17 protein-coding genes are annotated in these 18,556 nt (G+C 55.3%); 12 read left to right on the forward strand and 5 right to left on the reverse strand.

The features are described from left to right. Positions 1-3 precede the first annotated feature (3 nt). Positions 4-744, reverse strand: coding sequence for a uroporphyrinogen-III synthase (hemD, locus tag QMZ30_RS19520; RefSeq protein WP_283228648.1), 741 nt, complete (start codon positions 742-744; stop codon positions 4-6). Continuing rightward, positions 741-1,682 carry a hydroxymethylbilane synthase gene (gene hemC / locus QMZ30_RS19525; protein WP_283228649.1) on the reverse strand — a complete coding sequence of 314 codons (942 nt, stop codon included), beginning with the start codon at positions 1,680-1,682 and terminating at the stop codon, positions 741-743. The genes hemD and hemC overlap by 4 nt, the downstream gene beginning before the upstream one ends. Before the next feature lie 312 nt (positions 1,683-1,994). Between hemC and QMZ30_RS19530 the strand changes: the two genes are divergently transcribed. The 9 genes from QMZ30_RS19530 (at position 1,995) to QMZ30_RS19570 (ending at position 12,823) form a co-directional block, all read left to right on the forward strand. Further along, a complete protein-coding gene (locus QMZ30_RS19530; RefSeq protein WP_039329223.1) occupies positions 1,995-4,556 on the forward strand; it encodes a class I adenylate cyclase in 2,562 nt (853 codons plus the stop codon). 135 nt (positions 4,557-4,691) lie between these two features. Next, positions 4,692-4,895 carry an LPS translocon maturation chaperone LptM gene (gene lptM / locus QMZ30_RS19535; RefSeq protein ID WP_039329226.1) on the forward strand — a complete coding sequence of 68 codons (204 nt, stop codon included), beginning with the start codon at positions 4,692-4,694 and terminating at the stop codon, positions 4,893-4,895. Positions 4,896-4,924: 29 nt separating this feature from the next. Further along, a complete protein-coding gene (gene dapF, locus QMZ30_RS19540) occupies positions 4,925-5,749 on the forward strand; it encodes a diaminopimelate epimerase (protein ID WP_283228650.1) in 825 nt (274 codons plus the stop codon). Continuing rightward, positions 5,746-6,450, forward strand: a complete 705-nt coding sequence (locus tag QMZ30_RS19545; RefSeq protein WP_039329228.1) for a DUF484 domain-containing protein — start codon at positions 5,746-5,748, stop codon at positions 6,448-6,450. Before dapF ends, QMZ30_RS19545 begins: the two co-directional genes overlap by 4 nt. After that, positions 6,447-7,358: a tyrosine recombinase XerC gene (xerC, locus tag QMZ30_RS19550; RefSeq protein WP_283228651.1), complete on the forward strand. Its 912-nt coding sequence runs from the start codon at positions 6,447-6,449 to the stop codon at positions 7,356-7,358. The genes QMZ30_RS19545 and xerC overlap by 4 nt, the downstream gene beginning before the upstream one ends. Next, on the forward strand, positions 7,355-8,071 hold the full coding sequence (gene yigB / locus QMZ30_RS19555; RefSeq protein WP_283228652.1) for a 5-amino-6-(5-phospho-D-ribitylamino)uracil phosphatase YigB: 717 nt from the start codon (positions 7,355-7,357) through the stop codon (positions 8,069-8,071). Before xerC ends, yigB begins: the two co-directional genes overlap by 4 nt. 168 nt (positions 8,072-8,239) lie before the next feature. Then, positions 8,240-10,402 (forward strand): DNA helicase II, encoded by a 2,163-nt coding sequence (uvrD, locus tag QMZ30_RS19560; RefSeq protein WP_039329233.1) that lies wholly within the window; start codon positions 8,240-8,242, stop codon positions 10,400-10,402. A gap of 320 nt (positions 10,403-10,722) precedes the next feature. Further along, positions 10,723-11,676 (forward strand): magnesium/cobalt transporter CorA, encoded by a 954-nt coding sequence (corA, locus tag QMZ30_RS19565; protein ID WP_039329235.1) that lies wholly within the window; start codon positions 10,723-10,725, stop codon positions 11,674-11,676. A gap of 94 nt (positions 11,677-11,770) precedes the next feature. Beyond that, positions 11,771-12,823, forward strand: a complete 1,053-nt coding sequence (locus tag QMZ30_RS19570; protein ID WP_283228653.1) for an AbrB family transcriptional regulator — start codon at positions 11,771-11,773, stop codon at positions 12,821-12,823. Here QMZ30_RS19570 and rarD read toward each other — a convergent pair. Both rarD and QMZ30_RS19580 read right to left on the reverse strand, forming a co-directional pair. Beyond that, positions 12,794-13,693 (reverse strand): EamA family transporter RarD, encoded by a 900-nt coding sequence (gene rarD, locus QMZ30_RS19575; RefSeq protein WP_283228654.1) that lies wholly within the window; start codon positions 13,691-13,693, stop codon positions 12,794-12,796. The genes QMZ30_RS19570 and rarD overlap by 30 nt on opposite strands. A 21-nt stretch (positions 13,694-13,714) precedes the next feature. Then, positions 13,715-14,185 (reverse strand): thioesterase family protein, encoded by a 471-nt coding sequence (locus tag QMZ30_RS19580; RefSeq protein ID WP_283228655.1) that lies wholly within the window; start codon positions 14,183-14,185, stop codon positions 13,715-13,717. Between the two features lie 166 nt (positions 14,186-14,351). On the opposite strand from QMZ30_RS19580, the gene pldA reads away from it, so the two are divergent. From pldA to rhtC, 3 genes are read left to right on the forward strand one after another with little or no spacing between them, the layout of a single operon-like run. Beyond that, the gene (gene pldA / locus QMZ30_RS19585; protein WP_283228656.1) at positions 14,352-15,230 is read left to right on the forward strand and encodes a phospholipase A; all 879 of its coding nucleotides are present in this window, start codon (positions 14,352-14,354) and stop codon (positions 15,228-15,230) included. A gap of 20 nt (positions 15,231-15,250) precedes the next feature. Next, a complete protein-coding gene (gene recQ, locus QMZ30_RS19590) occupies positions 15,251-17,074 on the forward strand; it encodes an ATP-dependent DNA helicase RecQ (protein ID WP_283228657.1) in 1,824 nt (607 codons plus the stop codon). A gap of 12 nt (positions 17,075-17,086) precedes the next feature. After that, positions 17,087-17,710 carry a threonine export protein RhtC gene (gene rhtC, locus QMZ30_RS19595; protein ID WP_039329245.1) on the forward strand — a complete coding sequence of 208 codons (624 nt, stop codon included), beginning with the start codon at positions 17,087-17,089 and terminating at the stop codon, positions 17,708-17,710. A gap of 148 nt (positions 17,711-17,858) precedes the next feature. Here rhtC and rhtB read toward each other — a convergent pair whose 3' ends face one another. Then, the gene (gene rhtB / locus QMZ30_RS19600) at positions 17,859-18,482 is read right to left on the reverse strand and encodes a homoserine/homoserine lactone efflux protein (RefSeq protein ID WP_039329247.1); all 624 of its coding nucleotides are present in this window, start codon (positions 18,480-18,482) and stop codon (positions 17,859-17,861) included. Positions 18,483-18,556: the final 74 nt, after the last annotated feature.

Genomic DNA, 18,556 nt, shown 5'->3' on the forward strand with positions numbered 1-18,556 from the left:
AGTTCAGCGTAACGCACGCAGCAGCGCATCGTTATCGGCACCATCGGCTACATCAATGTCCTGCCAGCCTAATTCGGCGGCTTGCGTAGCCAAACGTTCACTGACGACCACAAGCCGACAGTGCAATAACCATTCCCGACGATCGATTGGCGGAAACAGTGCAAACAGTTGTTGTAACATCTCACCGCTGGTCACCACCAGCGTGGTAATGCCGCGATCGCGCCAGCGGCGGCCCTCTATGGCACCCTCGTATTGCTTTTCACAGCGCTGATAGCACTCGCAATACTCGACTTCGACTCCGCGTGCGATCAGGGTTTCTGCCAGCAATTCGCGGCCAGGACTGCCGCGCAGAATCAGTGCGCGTTTACCTTTCACCTGCTGAAGACGGTTCAGGCGCACCAGCTCTTCACTGGTTTCCCGCGCATGAGGATAGTCTACTTTCAGATGACTGACGGTGTGCAGTGCCAAAGAAGTGCTGCGGCCAATGGCATAATAGTCGAGTGCTTTGGGCCAGGTGATGCCTTGGCGCTCAAGGGCAGGATGAGCAAAAAGCACCACCTGCTGTGAGAGCAGAAAGACCAAATCGCCCGGCTGCAGTGCCGCCAATTTCTGCGGCAGATGTTCAAGGTCGCGACCCGGCGTGAACTCAATCAGCGGTAACGTCCACGCCAGCTTGCCGAGGGTTCGCAAACGCGAAGCCAATTCACTGGCGGCGGGTTCCGGGCGGGTCACGAGGATGGTCATACCGGCGGTTGTCCTTGATAGACGTCACGCAGAATGTCACGTGCACCGCCATCCAGCAGCTCTTCCGCCAGTGAGATGCCCATTTGTAAGGCCTGATCGCGTGGACCGCGACGTTCACCCGTCACCATCTGCAGACCATCTGGTGAACCGACTAACCCACGCAACCACAGTTGATCGTCTTCCAGCACTGCAAAGCTACCAATCGGTACCTGGCATCCGCCTTCGAGGCGCGTATTCATGGCGCGTTCAGCACGTACGCAAACCGCGGTATCACTGTGATTAAGCGCTTCCAACAGGGTAATCAGGGTGTGGTCATCCAGGCGACACTCAATACCCACCGCGCCTTGGCCAACGGCAGGTAAAGAGATCTCGGCTGGCATGGCTTGGCGAATACGATCTTCAAGCCCTAAACGCTTGAGGCCTGCCGCCGCGAGGATGATCGCGTCATACTCTCCGGCATCAAGCTTGCCCAGGCGCGTCCCGACGTTGCCACGCAATGAGCGAATAATCAGATCGGGTCGACGCGCACTGAGCTGACACTGACGACGCAGGCTGGATGTGCCCACTACCGCACCCTGTGGCAGTTCATCAATAGAGTTGTAACGGTTAGAGACAAAGGCATCACGCGGATCTTCGCGCTCGCAGATGGTCACCAGCCCCAAACCTTCAGGGAAATCCACCGGCACATCTTTCATGGAGTGCACTGCGAGGTCGGCGCGATTTTCCAGCATCGCCAGTTCGAGTTCTTTAACAAACAGGCCTTTACCCCCCACCTTCGCCAGTGGCGTGTCGAGGATGATGTCGCCTTTGGTCACCATCGGAACCAGCTCAACTTGCAGGCCTGGATGTGCCGCCATCAGACGCTGTTGGACATATTGTGCCTGCCATAAAGCGAGAGGACTTTGTCTGGTAGCAATTCTGAAAATTTTGTTTAACATGCTGTTAACCATTTTGATCGTTCATCGATTATCCTATCATTGATAGGGGAATGCTGTCAGTTTCAACGGATTGAAAAGGCCTCGATGTCAGAATGTGTCAGCAATTGCGACTTATTCTGAGGTCGAAGTCCGAAAAAGCAGGGCTGCCAACGGAACGTGCTAAACTGTTAGGTAGCGCAACTTTCTTTACGGTCAATCCTCCAGGTGTTAGATTGATCACGTTTCCAGCAATAATTTGCCCGACATCTTTATTATTAAGCGGCAGGTTGTGGAAACAGGGTGCTTAACACTGGGACAATCAGGCGAAACGTCTTGTACCTCTACATTGAGACACTGAAACAGAGACTGGATGCAATTAACCAGCTGCGCGTTGATCGTGCGCTGGCTGCCATGGGGCCTGCTTTCCAGCAAGTCTACAGTCTGCTGCCAACATTACTGCACTATCATCATCCACTGATGCCGGGCTACCTTGAGGGTAGCGTTCCACATGGCGTCAGCTTTTTCACGCCTGATGAAAATCAACAGCAGCTCCTGCAACATCTTGCAGGTGACCAGTCTCTGGATCTCAGCACTGCCGTGAAAGGCGAGCGTCCCATCACCGGTATTTACTCGATGGGCAGCACCTCATCCGTGGGTCAGAACAGTGTGTCTGATCTCGACATCTGGGTGTGCCACCAGTCCTGGCTGGATAATGAAGAGCGTCTCAATCTGCAACGTAAGTGTACGCTGTTGCAGAAATGGTGTGTGTCGATGGGTGTGGAAGTGAGTTTCTTCCTGATCGATGAAAACCGTTTCCGCCATAACGAGAGCGGCAGCCTCGGCGGTGAAGACTGCGGTTCAACCCAACATATTTTACTGCTGGATGAGTTTTACCGTACCGCTGTGCGTATGGCGGGTAAACGCATCCTGTGGAACATGGTGCCCGGCGAAGAGGAGCACCATTACGACGAATACGTCATGTCCCTCTACTCACAAGGTGTGTTGACGCCAAATGAGTGGCTCGATCTTGGCGGCCTCGGCACGCTATCGGCAGAAGAGTATTTTGGTGCCAGCCTGTGGCAGTTATATAAAAGTATCGATTCGCCCTACAAAGCGGTGCTGAAAACCCTGCTGCTGGAAGCCTACAGCTGGGAATACCCCAACACGCAGCTGTTGGCGATGGACATCAAACAGCGCTTGCACGATGGCGAAATTGTCTGCTTTGGTCTCGATCCTTACTGCATGATGCTGGAACGTGTGACGCGTTATCTGACCAGCGTCGATGACATGGCGCGCCTCGATCTGGTGCGTCGATGTTTCTACTTAAAAGTGTGTGAGAAGCTGTCTAGCGAAGATCACCACCATCAACGCTCAGGCTGGCGTCGCGAAATTCTGTCGCAGCTGGTCAAAGAGTGGGGCTGGGATGATGAGAAGCTCGCGGTATTAGATAACCGCGCGCAGTGGAAAATCGAGCGCGTGCGTGAAGCGCACAATGAACTGCTGGATGCGATGATGCAGAGTTATCGCAACCTGATCCGTTTTGCCCGTCGTAACAATTTAAGCGTCAGTGCCAGCCCGCAGGATATCGGCGTGCTGACGCGTAAACTGTATGCCGCGTTTGAAGCGCTGCCGGGTAAAGTGACGCTGGTGAACCCACAGATTTCGCCCGACCTCTCGGAAGATAATCTGACCTTTATTCATGTGCCGGAAGGTCGTGCCAATCGTGCGGGTTGGTATCTGTACAACCAGTCGCCGGACATGAGTTCCATTATCAGCCATCAACCGCTGGAATATAACCGCTATCTGAACAAGTTAGTGGCGTGGGCGTGGTTCAACGGGTTGCTGACCAGCAAAACCCGTCTGCATATGAAAGGTAATGAACTCTGCGATCTGCCGCGTTTGCAGGAACTGGTGAACGACGTGTCGAGCCACTTCCCGCTACGTGTGCCTGCACCAACGCCCAAGGCGTTGTACAGTCCGTGTGAAATTCGTCACTTGGCGATTATCGTCAATCTTGAGCACGATCCTACCTCGGCCTTCCGCAATCAGGTGGTGCATTTCGATTTCCGTAAGCTGGATGTGTTCAGCTTTGGTCAGCAGCAGCAATGCCTGATTGGCAGCATCGATCTGCTGTACCGCAACTCGTGGAATGAGGTGCGTACGCTGCACTTCAGTGGCGAACAGGCGATGATTGAAGGCCTGAAAACCATTCTCGGCAAGATGCATCAGGATGCCGCACCGCCCGATACGGTCGAAGTGTTCTGCTACAGCCAGCACCTGCGTGGTTTGATCCGCACTCGCGTGCAGCAACTGGTTTCCGAATGTATTGAGCTGCGTTTGTCGAGCACGCGCCAGGAGCCAGGCCGCTTTAAAGCGCTGCGTATGGCAGGGCAAACCTGGGGCCTGTTCTTTGAGCGTATGAGCGTCTCGGTGCAGAAACTGGAAAACGCAGTGGAGTTCTACGGTGCGATTTCCAACAACAAACTGCACGGGCTATCGATCAAAGTCGAATCCAACCAGACGCCGCTGCCGCCGGTAGTGAATGGTTATGCCAGCGAAGGCATTATTCAGTTCTTCTTTGAAGATACCAATGACGATCGCGGCTTCAACATCTATATCCTCGACGAGAGCAACCGCGTTGAGGTTTATCATCACTGCGAAGGCAGCAAAGAAGAGCTGGTGCGCGATGTCAGCCGGTTCTACTCGTCATCGCATGACCGTTTCACCTACGGTTCCAGCTTTATCAACTTCAACCTGCCGCAGTTCTATCAGATTGTGAACACCGGCGATCGCTTCCAGGTGATTCCGTTCCGCAGCCAGACGCTGACACAGCTCTGCGCCACGCAGCCCGATAACGATAACGGCGACTTCCAGCCACGCTACCAAATGCACTGATCCCGCCTGTGTTCGCGCGGTGGGATTGGCTTTTCCTCTGACTCGCTCCCGGATTTGCGGGTATTTCCTGTTGCTTTTACAACGTCAACTGCGATGATAAGCAGCAATGGCTTAAGGACAGAAAGAGCAGAAAGAATGAGACGAATGATAAGTCAGCTAGGCATGGGGCTGGCACTGGTCAGCCTGGTAGGTTGTGGACTGAAAGGACCGCTGTATTTCCCGCCTAAAGATCAGCCGACCAAAAGCAATCAGCAAGTGACCGAGCAGCAGCAAAAAGCCGCTCAGAATGCTGATGTGAATGGTTTAGTGACCAGCAAACCTGGTGTACAGGCGAACTAATCTCTATGAGTCATCCGGCGGAGCAGAAAATGCAGTTCTCGAAAATGCACGGTCTCGGCAACGATTTCATGGTTGTCGATGCCGTGACGCAAAACGTCTTTTTTTCGCCGGAGCTGATTCGCCGTCTGGCGGACAGGCATCTGGGGATCGGTTTTGATCAGTTGCTGATCGTCGAACCGCCATACGATCCGGATCTCGATTTTCACTACCGAATTTTCAACGCCGATGGCAGCGAAGTGGCGCAGTGCGGTAATGGCGCGCGCTGCTTCGCCCGCTTTGTGCGCTTGAAAGGATTGACCAACAAAAGTGACATTCGCGTCAGCACGCAAACCGGTCGCATGGTGCTGAGCGTGACGAACGATGAGCTGGTGTGCGTCAATATGGGCGAGCCCAATTTCGACCCACAGCAGGTGCCGTTGCGTGCCAACAAAGCTGAAAACCTTTACCTGCAACGTGTTGCCGAGCAAACCGTGATGTTTGGTGCGGTATCGATGGGGAATCCACACTGCGTGATTCAGGTTGAGAGCGTGAAAACCGCACCGGTGGAAACGCTCGGCCCGGTGCTGGAAAGCCATGAACGCTTCCCGGAGCGTGTCAACGTCGGCTTTATGGAAGTGGTCAATCCTGAACATATTCGTCTGCGCGTGTATGAACGCGGCGCAGGCGAAACCCAGGCCTGCGGCAGCGGCGCCTGTGCGGCAGTGGCTTGTGGTATTCAGCAGGGTATTTTAGCCGCGAAAGTGCGCGTCGATCTGCCTGGCGGAACGCTGCATATTGCCTGGAAAGGGGCGGGTCAGCCGCTGCTGATGACCGGTCCAGCCACACACGTCTACGATGGGTTTATTCATCTATGAAAAATATCGAAGAGCAAACCGACAGCGCGGTTTTGCTGGACGATCAGTCGGTGAGTGCATTCCTGCGCCAGAATCCCGACTTCTTTATTCGCAACGCGCGCCAGGTCGAACAGATGATGGTGCCGCACCCGGTGCGCGGCAGCGTTTCCCTGGTGGAGTGGCATATGGCGCGTCAGCGCAACCATATCCAACAGTTGGAAGAAGAGATCACTCTGTTGATGGAGCAGGCGACAGCCAATCATCAGCTGTTTGATCGCCTGCTGTCGTTGCAGGGACATCTTGCTTCGGCAGACAGCCTGCAAGAGATGCTCACGCGCCTGCATCGCTGGGCGCGCGATCTTGGCCTGGCAGGTGCCAATGTGCGCGTCTTCAACGACAAATGGCATATCGGTGCGCCTTCTGATTTCACGCAGCTGGGTTTATCGCGTCAGGCATTTGAGCCGTTGCGTATCCAACGCTTTGGCAATGAACACCATTACCTGGGAAGCCTGAACGGCCCGGAATTGCTGCTGCTTTTACCGCAGGCCAAAGCGATTGGTTCTGTCGCTATGTCATTGATGGGTGAACGCGGAGAACTGGGCGTGCTGATGTTTAGTAGCCGCGATAACCAGCACTATCAGGCGGGCATGGGCACCTTATTGTTACAGCACCTGGCGCAAATGCTGCCGGATCTGCTGTCACGCTGGATTGAACGTGCATGAGCGACGTCAGCCCGCTGTGGCCCACCGTTGAGGGCTTTCTGCGTTATCTGAAAGTCGAACGCCAGCTTAGCCCGCTTACGCAAAAAAATTACACCCGTCAGCTGCAGGCGATGGTCGCCATGGCTGATGAGATGAAGATTGTTGCCTGGACGCAGCTGGAACCCGCCCAAGTCCGCCAGCTTGCCGCGCGCAGTCGTCGTGGTGGTTTGGGGGCCAGCAGTCTGGCGCTACGTATGTCAGCCTTGCGCAGCTTTCTCGACTGGCAGGTTAGCCAGGGCATGTTAAGTGCCAATCCGGCAAAAGGCATATCCACACCGCGCAATGCGCGCCATCTGCCCAAAAATATGGACGTTGATGAAGTCAACCAACTGCTGGAGATCGACATGAACGATCCGCTGGCGGTGCGCGATCGCGCGATGCTCGAAACCATGTACGGCGGCGGATTACGTCTGTCTGAGCTGGTGGGCATGGATTGTCGCCATGTTGATTTAGATGCCGGTGAAGTGTGGGTGTTGGGTAAAGGTAGCAAAGAGCGGCGCGTGCCAATTGGTGGCACCGCCGTGACCTGGCTGAAACACTGGCTTCCGCTGCGTGCCAGCTTTGCGCCACAGGATGATGCGGTGTTTGTCTCTAGCCGGGGCAGCCGTATTTCGGCGCGAAATGTGCAAAAACGCTTTGCTGAATGGGGCATTAAGCAGGGCGTGGCCAGCCATATTCATCCCCATAAACTGCGTCACTCGTTTGCCACCCATTTGCTGGAGTCCAGCGGCGATCTGCGCGCGGTGCAGGAGTTGCTGGGTCACGCCAATCTGTCGACCACGCAAATCTATACCCATCTCGATTTCCAGCATCTGGCAACGGTCTATGACGCAGCACATCCACGTGCTAAACGAGGAAAGCCTGAATGAAGTTTTACCGCCCGCTGGGCCCGATCAAAGCGATCACCTTTGATCTCGACGATACGCTGTATGACAACCATCCTGTGATCCGCAAAACCACCGCAGAATCTCATGCCGCGTTGCAGTCCTTCCATCCTGCACTGCGTGAATTCACCCCTGCAGACTATCAGGCGCTGCGTGACGAATTGCTGGCGCGTGAGCCGGAGATTTATCACGACGTGTCTGAGTGGCGTCGCCGCTCGGTTGAGCTGGCGATGATCAATGTGGGTTTGTCTGCGGCTGAAGCCAGCGCGGGAGCCAGTGAAGTGATGAGTGTGTTCCATCAGTGGCGCAGCGAAGTGGAGATGCCCGAAGAGACGCATCAAACGCTGACGTGGCTGGGTGAGCGCGTGCCGTTAGTGGCGATCACCAATGGCAACGCCTGCCCAGAGAAACTGGGCATTGACCACTATTTCCAGTTTGCCCTGCGCGCCGGTCCTCATGGCCGCGCAAAGCCCTGGCAGGATATGTATCAGTTGGCCTCCGATCGTTTAGGTATCGCACCTGAACACATTTTGCACGTCGGCGACGATCTGACCACCGATGTGGTGGGTTCACTGCGCGCGGGCATGCAAGCCTGCTGGATAAACCTGCGTGACGGTAACCTGATGAAGATTGACGATGCGCGCCTGGTACCGCATGTTGAAATTCATCAGTTGGCATCGCTAACCTCGCTGCTATAATGCTGTATGTTCATCCAGCTAACCACTGGATGATTGCAGCCATTTCCTGACGCACAAATCGTAGCGGCGCAATGTATTGCGCGATAAATCGCGCCGCTACAAATGGTGCGTTGATGGAGTGCCGGAGAACGGCATTCTGGAACCTCTCTTATTTTTCAAACGGTGCTTATGGACGTTTCTGATCTGCTTAACGGCTTGAATGACAAACAGCGCGAGGCGGTCGCCGCACCGCGCAGCAACCTGCTGGTGCTGGCCGGAGCAGGCAGTGGTAAAACCCGCGTGCTGGTGCATCGTATTGCCTGGCTGCTGTCGGTAGAAAATTGCTCGCCTTACTCGATTATGGCGGTGACCTTTACCAACAAAGCCGCGGCGGAAATGCGTCATCGTATCGATCAACTGATCGGCACCAGCCAGGGCGGCATGTGGATCGGAACATTCCACGGCCTGGCGCACCGTTTACTGCGCGCACATCACCTTGATGCCGGTTTGCCGCAGGACTTCCAGATTCTCGACAGCGATGACCAACTGCGTCTGCTGAAGCGTCTGATCAAAGCCATGAACCTTGATGAGAAACAGTGGCCTGCGCGTCAGGGCATGTGGTACATCAACGGCAAAAAAGATGAAGGTTTGCGTCCAAAGCATATTGAGAGCTACGGCAACCCTGTGGAGCAAACCTGGCTGCGCATTTATCAGGCGTATCAGGAAGCCTGCGATCGCGCGGGCTTAGTGGATTTCGCCGAACTGCTGCTGCGCGCCCATGAGCTGTGGCTCAACAAGCCGCATATCCTGAATCATTATCGCGAGCGCTTCAGCAATGTGCTGGTGGATGAATTCCAGGACACCAACAACATTCAGTACGCCTGGATCCGTATGCTGGCGGGTGATACCGGCCGCGTGATTATCGTGGGCGATGACGATCAGTCGATCTACGGCTGGCGTGGTGCGCAGGTCGAGAACATCCAGCGCTTCTTGCAGGATTTCCCCGGCGCGGAAACCATTCGTCTGGAGCAGAACTACCGCTCGACCAACAATATCCTTAAAGCCGCTAACACGCTGATCGCCAATAACAATGGGCGCCTCGGCAAAGAGCTGTGGACCGATGGCAGCGATGGCGAAAAGATTTCGATCTACTGCGCTTTTAACGAATTAGACGAAGCGCGCTTTGTGGTTAATCGCATCAAAACCTGGCATGAGAACGGCAATGCGCTGCAGGATTGCGCCATTCTTTATCGCAGCAACGCCCAGTCTCGTGTGCTGGAAGAGGCGCTGATTCAGGGCAGCATGCCGTATCGCATTTATGGCGGTATGCGCTTCTTCGAACGCCAGGAGATCAAAGATGCGTTGGCCTATCTGCGTCTGATGGCCAACCGTAATGATGATGCGGCGTTTGAACGCGTGGTGAACACGCCGGTACGTGGCGTGGGCGATCGCACGTTGGACGTGGTGCGTCAGACGGCGCGCGATCAGCAATTAACCTTGTGGCAAGCCACGCGGGAACTGCTGCAAAACAAAGCCTTGGCGGGACGTGCCGCTTCTGCGCTGCAACGCTTCTGCGAGCTGGTGGATTCACTGGCCACGGAAACCGCCGAAATGCCGCTGCACGTGCAAACCGATCGGGTGATCAAAGACTCGGGCCTGTGGATCATGTATGAGCAGGAGAAGGGCGAAAAAGGGCAGGCGCGCATAGAAAACCTGGAAGAACTGGTGACGGCAACGCGCCAGTTCAGTTATCAGGACGAAGATGAAGACCTGATGCCATTGCAGGCGTTTCTTTCACATGCTGCGTTGGAAGCGGGTGAGGGGCAAGCCGATAAGTGGCAGGATGCGGTGCAATTGATGACTCTGCACTCCGCCAAAGGGCTTGAGTTCAGCCAGGTCTTTATCGTCGGCATGGAAGAGGGCATGTTCCCGAGCCAGATGTCGCTGGATGAGGGCGGCCGTTTGGAAGAGGAGCGTCGCCTGGCGTATGTCGGCGTCACGCGTGCGATGGAAAAACTCACGCTGACCTACGCTGAAACCCGCCGCCTTTATGGTAAGGAAGTGTATCACCGTCCTTCGCGCTTCATTGGTGAGTTACCGGAAGAGTGTGTGGAAGAAGTGCGTCTGCGCGCCAGCGTCAGCCGCCCGGTGAGCCATCAACGTATGGGCACGCCCATCGCGCAAAATGACAGTGGCTTTGCGCTCGGCCAGCGCGTGCGCCATGCCAAATTTGGTGAAGGCACCATCATCAACCTTGAAGGCAGTGGCGAGCACAGCCGCTTGCAAGTGGCGTTTCAGGGCCAGGGAATCAAGTGGCTGGTGGCGGCTTACGCCCGTCTGGAAACGGTGTAGCGCGGTTGCGCTACCTTGACGACTTTTTCGTCTCAGCGTAACATGCGCGCACTATTATCATGAGAGGACAATGCCTTGGACGCGCCCAGTCGATGCTGGCTCAACCGCCTGTTTAACAGGAACAACTCCTAAGGTCACCTCTCATTGCGGGTAGCCTTAGCGGTTATCAGCGACCTCCCTTTACACTCTCGTCGCACGAGTCAGCACTGATTTACCCTTGAAGCGAAAGTTTCCGCGTTCAGGCTTTGCCGTGCCCGTTTTGCCTCTGGCATCACGGAGTGCCGCCTTGTCCCATTCCGTCTGCAATGGGGAGTATTGCTATGCTGAGCGCTTTTAAACTCGAACGCGATCGCCTGACGCGCATCGAGCTGGAAGAAAATAACGACAAACTGAATACGTCGGTTTGGGTCGATTTGATCGAGCCTGACGACAGCGAACGTGATCGTGTGCAGTCTGAGCTGGGCCAAAGCCTGGCAACCCGTCCTGAGCTGGAGGACATCGAAGCCTCAGCGCGATTCTTCGAAGACGAAGATGGCTTGCACATTCACTCCTTCTTCTTCTTTGAAGATGCGGAAGACCACGCCGGTAACTCCACCGTGGCGTTTACCATTCGTGAAGATCGTCTCTATACGCTGCGTGAACGTGAGCTGCCTGCTTTCCGTCTCTATCGCATGCGCGCGCGTAACCAAACGCTGACGGATGGCAATGCTTACGAGCTGCTGCTGGATCTGTTTGAGACCAAAATCGAACAGCTGGCGGATGAGATCGAGAACATCTACAGCGCGCTGGAAAAACTGAGCCGAGTCATTATGGAAGGCCAGCAGGGTGAAGAGTACGATCAGGCGCTGTCGCGTCTGGCGGAGCTGGAAGATATCGGCTGGAAAGTGCGTCTGTGTCTGATGGATACGCAGCGCGCACTGAACTTCCTGGTGCGCAAGGCGCGTTTGCCGGGTAATCAACTGGAGCAGGCGCGTGAAATCCTGCGCGATATCGAATCCCTGCTGCCGCACAACGAATCCTTGTTCCAGAAAGTTAACTTCCTGATGCAGGCGGCGATGGGCTTTATCAACATCGAGCAGAACCGCATTATCAAGATCTTCTCGGTGGTATCAGTGGTGTTCCTGCCGCCAACGCTGGTGGCTTCAAGCTATGGTATGAACTTCGAGTTTATGCCTGAGCTGAAGTGGAGCTTTGGTTATCCGGGGGCGATCACCTTGATGATCCTTGCCGGGCTGGCACCTTATCTCTACTTCAAACGTAAAAACTGGTTGTAACGATTTCGGGGCCGCATTTGCGGCCCTTTAAACTGGCGCCGCATCACAATTCTGCGTAGGCTGTTGTCACTTCTCACTTTCTGATTTCCACCCTATGGCGCGTCTCTCTTTGCGACAGCAGTGGACCATTCTGCTGATTGCTTCGTTAGTACTGGGGATTATCCTCCAGCTGTTTCACCTTCCCGCTGCACTGCTGTTAGGACCGATGATCGTCGGCACCATTATGGGCCTGTCAGGCGCCACCGTGCGCATCGACAAGCGTTTTTTCGTACTGGCACAAGCCGTGCTGGGCTGCATGATTGGGCAAACGCTTTCCCCTGCGATTCTCTCGCCGCTGTTACAGGATTGGCCGGTGGTGCTGGCCGTGTTGGTGCTGACCTTGGCGGCCAGTGGCTTGTCAGGATTTTTGCTGGTGCGCTTTAGCAACTTGCCCGGACCGACGGGTGCGTGGGGATCCTCACCCGGCGGGGCTTCCGCGATGGTGGCGATGGCCGGTGATTTTGGTGCTGACGTCCGGCTGGTGGCCTTTATGCAGTATCTGCGCGTGCTGTTTGTGGCGACTGCGGCGGCCGTGGTGGCGCGCATTGGATTGGGGACTAGCGGAGGCGCGGTAGAGCTGGTGTGGTTTCCGCCACTACAAAGCAGTTTCCTGCTGACCATCGTGGTGATGTTCGCCGGTGCCTGGCTGGGGCAAAAATTGCGTATTCCTTCCGGGGCACTGCTGTTGCCAGCCCTGATTGGCGCGACTCTGCACGGTACGGATGTTGCGACGTTGCAGGTGCCAGAATGGTTGCTGGCGCTGGCTTATGCGCTGATTGGCTGGAGCGTAGGATTACGTTTTACCCGTCCGATTTTCCTGCTGGCACTGCGCACGCTGCCACAAATGCTGGTATCGATTTTTGGTTTGATGCTGCTGTGCGGCGGATTAGCCTGGATGCTGACGCGCGTACTGCACGTGGATCTGATGACCGCTTACCTGGCAACCAGCCCCGGCGGGCTGGATACCGTGGCAATTATTGCTGCTGGCAGCCGGGTCGATATCGCTTTTGTGATGGCGTTGCAGACGCTACGCCTGTTCACTATCTTGCTCACCGGCCCGGCGATAGCACGCTTTATTTCACGCTACGCGCACGCGGGTGCGAGCTGAGAACGCAACAGCATCAACAATAAAGATGGCGAGCGCCAGCCAGATGAAGCCAAAGGTGACCATTTTGTCCGGTGTCAGGCTTTCGCCATAGAACAGCACGGCCAGCAGGAACATCAATGTGGGGCCAAGGTACTGGAAGAACCCCACGGTTGACAGACGCAGGCGCGCACAAGCCGCAGCAAACAGCATCAACGGAATGGTGGTGATGATGCCCGCGGCAACCAGCTTCAGGTTGAGGCTCAACGGATTGGCGCTCAGGTGGCTGGTAGCGCTGTCGGCAAAGCCAAACAGATAGATGGCGGCCACCGGAAATAACCAGGCGGTCTCGATCAGCATGCCGCTTTGCGCATCCACCTGAATCTTCTTTCTTATCAAACCATAGAGCGCAAAACTCAACGCCAGGCCGAGGCCGATAATCGGCAACGAACCAAATTGCCACAGCTGCACCAATACCCCAGTCGTGGCCAGTATCACGGCCAGCCACTGCAAACGCCGGAAGCGCTCGCGCAGGAACAGCATACCAAATACCACGTTGATCAGTGGGTTGATAAAATAGCCGAGGCTGGCTTCCAGCATATGCTGATTGTTCACCGCCCAGATAAACAGCAGCCAGTTGCCGCCGATGGTAACGGCGGTCAGTGCCAGTAGCAGCACTTTTTTCGGTTGGGCGAGCACCGTGCGTACCTGTTTCCAGCTGCGACTCAGCGTAATCAGAATCAGCATAAACAGCGCTGACCAAATCACTCGATGCGTCATGATCTCCGTGGGCGGCACTTCCTTCACCAACTTGAAGTAAGCCGGCGCAATGCCCCATATAAAGTAAGCGCCAAGCGCATAACCAATGCCCTGGCGAGTCTGTTGCGATTCCATCAAGTCATCCAAAAAAGCGTGTTAACCAATCATATAGGTAGCGGTGGCGGTGGCGATGTAATCGCCCTGTTGGTTGTGCAGTTCAACGCGCGCCACTGCGACCTTGTTGCCACCGCGCAGTAGGCTACTGGTGGCGATAAAGCGTTCGCCGCGTCCTGGACGCAAGTAATCGACGCGCATATCAATGGTGCCCATGCGTGACAGGCGCTGACGCAGTTCTTCCTCGCTAATACTCTCCTGACGCGACAGCGCATGGCTGACACACACCAACCCGGCGGCCACATCCAGCACCGAGGCAATGACGCCGCCGTGCAAAATCTGTTGGGCAGCATTGCCCACCAACATGGTTTTGTTGGCAAAGCCCAACTCGGCGTAATCCGCCTCCAGTCGATCCAGCTCCAGACCCAGCGCTTGATTAAAGGGCATGTGATAAACAAAGATTTCGCCAATCAGACGGCGAGCTTCCTGCTGTGTCAGCAACGGGGATGACATAGTTCCTGCCTTAAGATGTTAAAGAGTTGTGTATATTATGCCGCGTTCGCGCTGCTTTCCAGTTTCAGAAATCGGCACTGATCAACCACTGGCTTTGCGTGTAGAATGGCCTGCTTTTTGAACCGTCGCCCTGACGATTACGACACGCAGTTCTCTGGAGAATTTTATGCGTAAGCATTACGCCTTGCTGGCCACGGCATTGACGCTTCCTGTGCTGGCTCAAGCTGATGAAGCCACTGTAAAAGAGGTGCATGACGCCCCGGCAGTAAAGGGCAGTATTATCGCCAACCTGCTGGAAAAACACGATAACCCGTTCGTGCTGTATCCTTATGAGAACAACTACCTGCTTTACACCTACACCAGTGACATGAATAAAGAGGCCATCTCCTCTTATAACTGGGCAGATAAAGCAAAGAATGACGAAGTGAAATTCCAGCTGAGCCTGGCGTTTCCGCTGTGGCGTGGCATCCTGGGCGACAATTCGGTGTTGGCCGCCTCTTATACCCAGCGTTCCTGGTGGCAGCTTTCCAACCGTGGCGCATCGTCGCCGTTCCGTGAAACTAACTACGAGCCGCAGATTTTCCTCGGCTGGGCAACGGATTACACCTTTGCGGGCTGGACACTGCGCGACATTGAAACCGGTCTGAATCACGAGTCGAACGGACGTAGCGATCCGACTTCACGCAGCTGGAACCGCGTTTATGCGCGACTGATGGCGCAGAACGGTAACTTCCTTGCGGAAATCAAACCCTGGTATCGCATTCCAGAAAACGAAAATAACGATGATAACCCCGACATTACCAAATACATGGGCTACTATCGCGCCAAGCTCGGTTATGAAGTGGGCGAAAGTATTTTCAGCGTGGAAGGTAACTACAACTGGAACAGCGGTTACGGCGGCGCCACTTTCGCCTGGAGCTACCCCATCACCGAACACGTGCGCTTTTACACCCAGCTGTTCAGCGGGTATGGTGAATCGCTTATCGACTATAACCACCGTCAAACCCGCTTTGGCGTGGGCGTAACACTTAACGATCTGTTCTAACAAGTCAAAACAGGATTACCGTGGCAACATCGGCAGTGCTTAATCAGGAAATGCTGGCGCAGCAGGTTTTACAAGACACCTTCGGCTACCAGCAATTTCGTCCCGGTCAGCAAACCATCATTGAAACCGCTCTAGCAGGGCGCGATTGTCTGGTGGTGATGCCAACCGGCGGCGGCAAATCGCTGTGCTATCAAATCCCGGCGCTGGTGCGTGAAGGGCTGACGCTGGTGGTCTCGCCGCTGATTTCACTGATGAAAGATCAGGTTGATCAGTTGCTGGCCAACGGGGTGGCGGCGGCGTGCCTGAATTCCACCCAGACGCGCGAGCAACAGCAGCAGGTGTTTGCGGATTGCCGTACCGGCAAGCTGAAGCTGCTATACATCGCCCCTGAACGTCTGATGATGGACAACTTCCTCGACAGCCTGCACCAGTGGAATCCGGTGATGCTGGCGGTGGATGAGGCGCACTGTATCTCACAATGGGGCCACGATTTCCGTCCGGAATATGGCTCGATTGGTCAGTTACGTCAGCGCTTCCCGGAACTGCCGGTGATGGCGCTTACCGCGACGGCCGATGAAACCACGCGTAATGACATCGCCCATCTGTTGCAGATGGACGATCCGCTGATTCAAATCAGCAGCTTTGACCGCCCCAACATCCGCTACACGCTGGTGGAAAAATTCAAACCCACCGATCAGCTGCTGCGCTACGTGCAGGAGCAACGGGGCAAAAGTGGCATTATTTACTGTAACAGCCGCGCGAAAGTGGAAGACACCGCCGCGCGTTTGCAAAGCCGTGGGCTGAGTGTGGGCGCATATCACGCCGGTATCGACAGCGCGCAACGTGCGCACGTGCAGGAAGCCTTCCAGCGTGACGATCTGCAAATCGTGGTCGCCACCGTGGCATTTGGTATGGGCATCAACAAACCCAACGTGCGCTTTGTGGTGCATTTCGACATCCCGCGCAATATCGAATCCTATTATCAGGAGACCGGGCGCGCCGGACGCGACGGTCTGCCCGCAGAAGCGATGATGCTGTACGATCCAGCGGACATGGCCTGGTTGCGTAAGTGTCTTGAAGAGAAAACCCCCGGTCCACTGCAGGATATTGAACGCCATAAGCTGAATGCCATGGGAGCATTTGCCGAAGCGCAGACCTGCCGTCGTTTAGTGCTGCTCAACTACTTTGGCGAAGGGCGTCAGCAGCAGTGTGGTAACTGCGATATCTGCCTTGATCCGCCGCGCCGTTATGATGGTCTGGTAGAAGCGCAAAAGGCGCTCTCCAGCATCTATCGTACCGGTCAGCGCTTTGGTATGGGCTATATTGTTGACGTGCTGCGTGGCTCGACCAATCACCGTGTCCGCGATAATGGGCACGACAAACTGCCGGTGTACGGCATTGGTCGTGAACAGAGTCAGGAACATTGGGTTAGCGTGCTGCGTCAGCTCATCCACTTGGGTATGGTGACGCAAAATATTGCCATGCATTCAGCGCTGCAACTGACCGAAGCTGCACGTCCTGTGCTGCGTGCGGAAGTGCCTTTGATGCTGGCGGTACCGCGTATCGTGGCGGTTAAAAGCCGCAGCAGTTCGCCCAAAGTTCACAGTGGAAATTACGATCGCACCCTGTTTGGCAAACTGCGCAAATTGCGTAAGGCGATTGCTGATGAAGAGAACATTCCGCCCTACGTGGTGTTTAACGATGCCACGTTGATTGAAATGGCGGAACAAATGCCGATTACCGCGTCAGAAATGCTGAGCGTGAACGGTGTCGGTCATCGCAAACTCGAACGGTTTGGTAAACCCTTCCTGGTGATGATCAAAGAACATGTCGATGAAGAGTAAAGGAAAGAAACCATGTTGATGTTATTTGCCACCGTCGCGCTGGTACATCTTGTTGCGCTGATGAGTCCGGGACCGGATTTCTTCTTCGTCTCGCAAACAGCCGCAAGCCGTTCGCGTAAAGAGGCGATGATGGGCGTTTTCGGCATTACGCTGGGGATTGTTATCTGGGCGGGCGTGGCGCTGATGGGCCTGCATCTGATCCTCGAAAAAATGGCCTGGCTACATGAAATCATCATGGTGGGTGGTGGTTTATATCTGCTGTGGATGGGCTGGCAGCTGCTGCGTTCGGCGCGTCAACGCCACAAGTCACCGCAGGTGGATGTACCGGTGGTTGAACTGCCTAAGAGCGGCATGAGCTTCCTGAAAGGGTTCCTGACCAATCTGTCTAACCCAAAAGCCATTATCTATTTCGGTAGCGTGTTCTCGCTGTTTGTGGGTAATGACGTGGGTGCGATGGAGCGTTGGGGTCTGTTCCTGCTGATTATCGGTGAGACGTTTGCCTGGTTTACGCTGGTGGCAGCCATCTTCGCGCTGCCGTGGATGCGTGATAAGTATCAGCGTATGGCGAAATGGGTCGATGGTATGGCGGGGGTGTTGTTTGCCGGATTCGGCATTCACCTCATCATCTCGCGTTAAAGTCTGGTTCACTGGCCATTTCGGCACCGGGCAGTGCTCGCCCTCTTCACGTACTACGTGTACGCTCCGGGGGCTGTGCGCTGGCCGGCACCGAACTGGCTGCGCCACCAACGGCTTTAAAATTGATGCCGTTGGTTTGAAAAACCTCTTACGCTATTCTGCGCGCGCTGGCTAACAACGCACCGACCGCCATAAACAATCCGCCAAAGGTACGGTTCAGCAGCTTCATCTGCTGCGGGCCTTTAATCCAGCCTGCGATACGCGTGGCCAGGGTGGCGTAACCGATCATTACGATAATATCGACCACGATGGTGGTGACGCCGAGCACCAGATACTGCGCCAGCTGCGGCTGATGTGGTTGTATAAACTGCGGGAACAGCGCGGCAAGAAACACGATACTTTTCGGGTTGGTGAGGTTCACCAGAATGGCGCGCTTGAACAGACGACGACGTGGCATCGCTTTCGCCACCGCATTCAGATCAATGCCACCTGCGGAACGCCACTGCTGAATGCCCAGCCACACCAGATAAGCCGCACCTGCCCACTTCAGCACTTCAAACGCCATAATAGATTGCGAAAACAGTGCGCCCAGACCGGCACCGACCAGCACGATGTGAATCGCGAGGCCAAGCTGTAAACCGGTAATGGAGGCCGCAGCACCACGATAGCCGTGACTGATGCCGGTGCTCATGGTGTTAATCGCGCCGGAACCGGGTGAAAGGCTGAGGATAGTTGTGGTCAGCAGATAGGTTAACCACCATTCAATGGTCATGTGTGACATTCCCTGAAGTTAGCGAAGTGTGACACAATACGCCAGAACATCGCGGCACGCTACGGAGCGCAAGC

Source organism: Pantoea sp. EA-12 (assembly GCF_030053355.1).
Lineage (GTDB): Bacteria > Pseudomonadota > Gammaproteobacteria > Enterobacterales > Enterobacteriaceae > Pantoea > Pantoea vagans_C.